6 protein-coding genes and 1 pseudogene are annotated in these 7371 nt (G+C 68.1%); 1 reads left to right on the top strand and 6 read right to left on the bottom strand.

Annotated features, from left to right (window positions below; translation table 11 throughout):
• Window positions 1-33 precede the first annotated feature (33 nt).
• From ACFY1U_RS32760 to ACFY1U_RS32785, 6 genes are all read right to left on the bottom strand, one after another.
• On the bottom strand, window positions 34-1446 hold the full coding sequence (locus tag ACFY1U_RS32760; RefSeq protein WP_390697757.1) for a BNR repeat-containing protein: 1413 nt from the start codon (window positions 1444-1446) through the stop codon (window positions 34-36).
• A gap of 29 nt (window positions 1447-1475) precedes the next feature.
• Window positions 1476-1796 (bottom strand): L-rhamnose mutarotase, encoded by a 321-nt coding sequence (locus tag ACFY1U_RS32765; protein ID WP_390697758.1) that lies wholly within the window; start codon window positions 1794-1796, stop codon window positions 1476-1478.
• A 32-nt stretch (window positions 1797-1828) separates the two neighbouring features.
• Window positions 1829-2908 (bottom strand): rhamnose ABC transporter substrate-binding protein, encoded by a 1080-nt coding sequence (gene rhaS / locus ACFY1U_RS32770; protein ID WP_390697759.1) that lies wholly within the window; start codon window positions 2906-2908, stop codon window positions 1829-1831.
• A gap of 121 nt (window positions 2909-3029) precedes the next feature.
• A complete protein-coding gene (locus ACFY1U_RS32775; protein ID WP_390697760.1) occupies window positions 3030-4004 on the bottom strand; it encodes an ABC transporter permease in 975 nt (324 codons plus the stop codon).
• Window positions 3997-5037, bottom strand: coding sequence for an ABC transporter permease (locus tag ACFY1U_RS32780; RefSeq protein ID WP_390697761.1), 1041 nt, complete (start codon window positions 5035-5037; stop codon window positions 3997-3999). Before ACFY1U_RS32780 ends, ACFY1U_RS32775 begins: the two co-directional genes overlap by 8 nt.
• Window positions 5034-6551 (bottom strand): sugar ABC transporter ATP-binding protein, encoded by a 1518-nt coding sequence (locus ACFY1U_RS32785; RefSeq protein WP_390697762.1) that lies wholly within the window; start codon window positions 6549-6551, stop codon window positions 5034-5036. The genes ACFY1U_RS32780 and ACFY1U_RS32785 overlap by 4 nt, the downstream gene beginning before the upstream one ends.
• Before the next feature lie 270 nt (window positions 6552-6821).
• On the opposite strand from ACFY1U_RS32785, the pseudogene ACFY1U_RS32790 reads away from it, so the two are divergent.
• Window positions 6822-7371: pseudogene (locus ACFY1U_RS32790) on the top strand (rhamnose isomerase); the annotation flags it as partial.

The raw sequence follows: 7371 nt of genomic DNA on the forward strand, positions 1-7371 counted from the left end.
GATTACCGTCATCGTTCGGCGCATCATGCCCGGTCACGCGGGCAGTGCGAAGTCGACGACGTGGAGTGCCGAGGGCGTGGTGCCGCTCGACTTCTCCTGGTACATGAACGACAGGACGTTGTCCGCCCTGACGCGCATCTCGTCGATCACGACCTCGCCGAAGGCGTTCAGGTCGCTGCCGTCGTACAGGAGCGTCCAGTCCGTGTGTCCGGAGGCCTTCGAGGCGCCGGCGATCCGGCCGAAGGGGAAGATCGCGTAGGCGTTGTCGTACTTGTCCAGGATCAGCTTGGTGCGCTGGCTGGAACCCGGCGCGACGGGGATCTCGGTCTTCTGCCAGGTGCCGGAGGAGTTCTTGCGCAGGTGGAAGGCGCGGCCGCCCGCGGTGCGGTCGGCGACGTAGTCGGTGGTGCACTGGCCGAAGCGGCCGGGGACGTAGCTGATGACGGCGTGCGGGAGGCCGGAGGAGTCGGTGGACTGGCTCTCCTGGTTCATCAGCGAGTGGTCGGGGCCGAGCGGGTCGACGACCAGTCCGCTGTCGGTGACGGCCACCGTGTCGGAGGTACCCGTGGTGGCTACGAGGGCGCCCGCGTCATTGCGCCAGGTGCGGCCGCGGTCGGTGGAGTAGACGTAGCCGGTGTCGTGGTTGGTGATGCCGCCGCTGTTGCACATCACGGCGGCGTTCTGCTCACGCCAGGTGAAGAAGGAGTGCAGTCGGCCGCCCGCGTCGTAGTCGATGCCGTGCAGATACATGTTGCGGGCGGTCGAGGAGCCGTGCGAGCTGGTGTAGGTGCCGGTGGAGCTGGACCACTCCCCGAGGGCCGTCCACGTCGAACCGTCGTACTCGGCAAGGGCGTTGCGGCCGTTGCCGGAGATCCCGACCCGGTAGCTGAGCTGCAGCTTGCCCTCGGGGGTCGAGATGAACTGGGGGTAGGTGAACTGGGAGGTGAGCGCGAGGCCGTCGAGCGAGGTCTGCACCGCGCCGAAGACGGACGAGGTCCAGGCCTTGGTCGCCGGGTTGTCGAGGAGCCCGGCGATCGACTTCACATAGAAGTAGCCGTCGCTGTGGGAGTCCATGGTGAGGTGCAGACGGCCGTCGACCTCGGAGACACCCATGGAGATGACGTTGTGGGAGTCGCTGGTCTTGAGGACGTGGGACAGCGTCACGGTCGACCAGCTGCTCCCGCCGAGCACGCGGCGGCCGATCACGGCGTTGCCGGTGGAGGTGTACCAGGCGGCGTACTGGTGGCCCTTGTAGGTGAACAGGCCGTTCTTCTGGAACGAGTTGTTGTTGACCAGTCCGTCGTAGGAGACGAAGAAGATGGCCTGACCGTCGAGTTGGGTGGTGCTCTTCTTGCTGACGGAGGGGCCGGGATCGGCGGCCCGTGCGATGCCCGGCGTTGCCACGGCCGCCAGTATGGCGGTCGCGAGCGCGGTACGTCTTCTCATCAGCGGCTCCGGCAGGGGGCGAGGGGACGTCAGGCGAGGTGGAACACTTCGGTGAGCGGTTTCATGGCCTCGTCGGGGCGGGCGCCGTCCAGCGACTCGAAGAACGGTGCCATCTCGGCCTGCCAGCGGGCGTTGACCTCGGTGGCCTCCATGCCGGCGATCGCGGCGTCGAAGTCCTCGGTCTCCAGGTAACCGACGAGCAGGCCGTCGTCGCGCAGGAAGAGGGAGTAGTTGTGCCAGCCGGTGGCAGAGAGCGCTTCGAGCATCTCCGGCCACACGGCGGCATGGCGTTCGCGGTACTCGGCGAGCTTGTCCTCGCGGACCTTGAGGAGGAAACAGACGCGCTGCATGAAGTACCGGCTCCCGCGGGGGTGGAAGGGGCTCAGAAGTTGAACTGGTCGATGTTCTCGGCGTTGAACACGGTCGGCTTGCCGAGGGTGATCACGCCGTCCTTGCCGATGGTGTACTCGGTGGAGCCGGCCTTGAAGGTCTCGCCCTCCTTGCCGGTGATCTGACCGGAGGCCAGCGCGACGGCGGTACGGGCGGCCAGGTCGCCGAGCTTGGACGGGTCCCACAGCTCGAAGCCCTCGACGGTGCCGTTCTTGACGTACTTGCGCATGTCGTTCGGGGTGCCGAGACCGGTCAGCTTGACCTTGCCCTTGTACTTGGAGCCGGACAGGTACTGGGCGGCCGCCTTGATGCCCACCGTGGTCGGGGAGATGATCCCCTTCAGGTTCGGGTACTGCTGGAGCAGGCCCTGGGTCTGCTGGAAGGACTGCTGGGCGTCGTCGTTGCCGTAGGCGACCTTGACCAGCTTGATGTTCTTGTACTTCGGGTCCGCCAGCTCCTTCTTCATGAAGTCGATCCAGACGTTCTGGTTCGTCGCGGTCTGCGCGGCGGACAGGATCGCGATCTCGCCCTTGTAGCCGATCTGCTGGGCGAGCAGCTGCACCTCGGTGCGGCCCAGGTCCTCGGCGGAGGCCTGCGAGACGAAGGCGTTGCGGCAGTCGGGCTTGGTGTCGGAGTCGTAGGTGACGACCTTGATGTTGTTCTTCATGGCCTGCTTGAGCGCGGTGCACAGGGCGCCGGGGTCCTGCGCGGAGACGGCCATCGCGTTGACCTGCTGCTGGGTGAGTGTGTTGACGTAGGAGACCTGACCGGCGGTGTCGGTGGCGCTGGAGGGGCCGACCTCCTTGTACTTGCCGGCCAGCTCGGTGAGGGCCTTCTCGCCGCCCTTGTCGGCGGAGGTGAAGTACGGGTTGTTGACCTGCTTGGGCAGAAAGCCGACGGTCAGGCCCTTCTTGAGGGCGGCGCCCGGGTCTGCCTTGGCGGTCGAGGTGGCCGCCGCGTCGTCACTCTTGGAGTTGTTCTTGGTGGTGCCGCCACAGGCGGTCAGCGCGAGGGCGAGCGAGGTTCCGGCGGCGAGCGCCGCACAGGCACGGCGGAGGGATGACTTGCGCATGACGGTTTCCTTTTGACGAAGGTGAGTACGACGCGCCCTGAAGGGGCGCGGGCTGTATTGAATGTGCGGCGCTGCCGCGCGGGCGCGACCAGCCACAGACGGCCCGCAGCCGACGAACGAGCTATCCAGCTGAGCGCGCAGCCCTCGCCAGTCCGATCTGCCTCGCCACCCTGGGACCGAGAACGGAGATGACGAGCAACACCCCGGTGACGACGATCTGCGACTGCGCGGAAACATTGAGCAGGCTCATCACGTTCTGCAGCGCCCCAAGCAGAAACACCCCCGCGACGGCTCCGCCGAGTGTGCCCTTGCCGCCGTCGAAGTCGATGCCGCCGAGCAACACCGCGGCGACGACGGAGAGTTCGAGACCGGTGGCGTTGTCGTAGCGGGCGCTGGCGTAGTGCAGCGCCCAGAAGATGCCGGTGAGGGAGGCCATCAGCCCCGTCACCGTGAACAGGATCAGCTTGTGCCGCTTCACGCGGATGCCGGCGAACCGCGCCGCCTCCTCGTTCGCGCCGATGGCGAACAGGGAGCGTCCGAAGGGGGTGGCGTGCAGGACCACCACCGCGATGGCGAGCAGTACCAGGAAGGGCAGGAGGGCCTGCGGGATGAAGGTGTTCCCGATGCGCCCGGCCGCGAAGTCCAGGTACTGGGTGGGGAAGTCGGTCACCGCGTCGGAGCCGAGCACGATCTGTGCGATGCCCCGGTAGGCGGCGAGGGTGCCGATGGTGACGGCGAGGGAGGGCAGTCCGAGCCGGGTGACGAGGAGCCCGTTGACGAGCCCGCACACCACGCCCAGCAGCAGGCACAGCGGAATGATCGTCTCGATGGCCATGCCGTCGTTCCACAGCTTGCCCATCACGGCGCCGGAGAGTCCGGCCGTCGAGGCGACGGACAGGTCGATCTCGCCGGTGACGACCAGCAGCGTCATGGGCAGCGCGATCAGGGCGATCGGCAGGGTGTTGCCGATCAGGAACGACAGGTTCAGAGCGTTGCCGAACCCGTCGACCGTGCCGAACGACATCAGCAGCAGGACGACCAGGAGCGCGCCGACCACCGTGTCCCAGCGGACCGCGCGCGTCAGTGACTCAGGCATGGCGGGCGTTCCTCTTCTTCAGGGCGGAGGCCACGCGCAGCGCGACGACCCGGTCGACCGCGATGGCGAGGATGAGCAGGATGCCGTTGACGGCGAGCACCCACACGGAGCTGACGCCGAGGGCGGGCAGCACGCTGTTGACGGAGGTCAGCAGCAGGGCGCCCAGCGCCGCCCCGTACACGCTGCCGGAGCCGCCGGTGAAGACGACGCCGCCGACCACGACCGCGCTGACGACGGTGAGTTCGTAGCCGTTGCCGGTTCCGGAGTCGACGTTGCCGAACCGGGCCAGGTACATGGCGCCCGCCAGGCCGGCGAGGCCGCCGCAGAAGGTGTACGCGGCCAGGATCCGCTTGCGCACGGGGATGCCGGCGAGCCGGGCGGCCTCCGGGTTGGAGCCGAGGGCGTACAGCTCGCGTCCGCTGCCGAAGTGCTTGAGGTAGTACGCCGTCGCCACGAGCACCGCCAGCGCGATCAGTGCCAGCCACGGCACGGCGGAGAGGCCGCCCGAGCCGAAGTCCACGAAGCCGCCGGGGAGGTCGGCCGCCGTGATCTGACGGGAGCCGACCCAGATGGAGTCGATGCCGCGGATGATGTAGAGCGTGCCGAGGGTGACGACGAGGGCGGGCACCTGGCCGAGGCTGACGAGCAGGCCGTTGAGCAGACCGAAGCCCACGCCCAGCAGTACCGCCAGCAGGATGGCGACGAGCGAGTTGCCGCCGCCGTGCAGATGGTCGCCGGCGGCGAAGGCGCTGATGCCGAGGGTCGAGCCGACCGACAGGTCGACGTTCCTCGTGATCACCACGAGGGACTGGCCGGTGGCGACCAGCACCAGGATGGTCGCGTTCAACAGCAGGTCCTTGATGCCCTGCTCGGACAGGAACTCGCTGTTGCCCGCCTGGGTGATGGCGATCATCACCAGGAAAACGACCAGGATGGCGAGTTCGCGCATCTTGAAGACGCGGTCGACGAGCCGGGTGCCGCTGGACCTGGGCACCTCGGCGACGGGGGTTTCGTCGGGAGTGGTCACCGTCATACGGCGGCCCTCCCGGTGGCTGCGGCCATCACGGATTCCTCGGTGGCTTCGGCGCGTGGGATCTCGGCGGTCAGGCGGCCCTCGTGCATCACGAGCACGCGGTCGGCCATGCCGAGGATCTCGGGCAGGTCGGAGGAGATCATCAGAACGGCCACGCCGTCGGCGGCCAGCTCGCTCAGCAGCCGGTGCACCTCGGCCTTGGTGCCGACGTCGATGCCCCGGGTGGGCTCGTCGACGATCAGCACCCTCGGGCCGGTGGCGAGCCACTTGGCCAGGACCACCTTCTGCTGATTGCCGCCGGACAGGGTGTTGACCGTGTCGGCGATCCGGGCGTACTTGACCTGGAGCTTGACGGCCCAGTCGAGGGAGCGGCTGCGTTCGGCGCCACGGTCGACGAGACCCGCCCTGACGGTGGTGCGCAGACCGGTCAGTCCGATGTTGCGCTCGATGGACATGTCCATCACCAGGCCCTGGGCGCGCCGGTCCTCAGGGACGAGGGCGAGCCCGGCGGCCATGGCGGTGGAGGGGGCGCCGGTGGTGAGCTTGCGCCCCTGGACCTCGACCTCGCCGGCGTCCCAGCGGTCGATGCCGAAGACGGCCCGGGCGACCTCCGTACGGCCCGCGCCGACGAGACCGGCGAGGCCGACGATCTCGCCGTGCCGCACCTCGAAGGAGACGTCGGTGAAGACGCCCTCGCGGGTCAACCGCCGTACGCTCAGGGCGACTTCGCCGGGCTCGACGTCCTGCTTGGGGTACAGCTCGTCGAGGTCGCGGCCGACCATGCGCCGTACCAGGTCGTCCTCGGTCATGCCCTCGATCGGCTCGCTCGAGATCCAGGCGCCGTCGCGCAGGGTGGTGACCCGCTGGCAGATCTCGAAGATCTCCTCCAGCCGGTGCGAGATGAACAGCACCGCGGCGCCCTGTTCGCGCAGGGTGCGCACGACGCCGAAGAGGCGCGCCACCTCGCTGCCGGTGAGAGCGGCGGTCGGTTCGTCCATGATCAGGACGCGGGCCTCGAAGGAGAGAGCCTTGGCGATCTCGACGATCTGCTGGTCGGCGATGGACAGGCCGCGGGCCGGGCCGTCGGGGTCGAGTTCGACGCCGAGACGCCGCATCAGGGCCAGGGTCGCCGCGTGGGTGGCCTTGTGGTCGATACGGCCGAGGGCGCGCCGGGGCTGGCGGCCCATGAAGATGTTCTCGGCGATCGAAAGGTCGGGAAAGAGCGTGGGCTCCTGGTAGATGACGGCGATGCCGGCGTCGCGGGCGTCGCCGGGCCCGTGGAAGACGACGGGCTCACCGTCGAGCAGCACCCGGCCGGCGTCGGGCCGGTGCACACCGGCCAGCGTCTTGATCAGGGTCGACTTGCCCGCGCCGTTCTCTCCGGCGAGTGCGTGCACCTCGCCGGGGAACAACTCCAGGGAAACGTCCCGCAGGGCGCGCACCGCGCCGAAGGATTTCGAGATGTCCTCGAGCGCCAGCACCGGGGCCGGACCCGTGTCGGACGGGTGGGTCATCAGGGGCTCCTCGACAACGCCGACAAGGGGCTCACGACGTCGTGAAAGGTTTCAACTTGGTTGCCGGGACGTTAGGCGCGTCGGCCATGTCACGTCAATGGGCGGGCTTCGAAAAAATTTCGAGAGCCCTTCGAGAGCCAAAGGTCACGGTCAAGACACGGGCAACAGCCTCTGCCGGAATGCTTGACACCCCCGCGAGGAGTTCTAAGCTTCCCCTTCTGAATCGATTCATCCATCTGCCTTACGGCCGGACGTCACAGGAGCCCTGAAGTGACCGAGCTCGCCGCGGTGAAGGCCGCGCTGAAGACCCAGGCAGTCGAGACGCCGTCGTGGGCGTACGGGAACTCGGGGACCCGGTTCAAGGTGTTCGCGCAGCAAGGCGTCCCCCGTACGCCGCAGGAGAAGCTGGCCGACGCGGCCCAGGTGCACGCGTTCACCGGCGTGGCGCCGACCGTCGCGCTGCACATCCCGTGGGACAAGGTGGACGACTACGGTGCTCTGGCGAAGTACGCCGAGGACCAGGGCGTGAAACTGGGGGCGATCAACTCCAATACGTTCCAGGACGACGACTACAAGCTGGGCAGCATCTGCCATCCCGACGCGGCGATCCGGCGCAAGGCGGTCGATCACCTGCTGGAGTGCGTCGACATCATGGACGCCACCGGCTCACGGGACCTGAAGCTGTGGTTCGCCGACGGCACGAACTACCCCGGACAAGACGACCTCCGCGCCCGCCAGGACCGGCTCGCCGAGGGACTGGCCGAGGTCTACGCCCGGCTCGGAAACGGGCAGCGGATGCTGCTGGAGTACAAGCTCTTCG

Origin of the sequence: Streptomyces sp. NPDC001351, assembly GCF_042896045.1 — a bacterium.
Classification (GTDB): domain Bacteria; phylum Actinomycetota; class Actinomycetes; order Streptomycetales; family Streptomycetaceae; genus Streptomyces.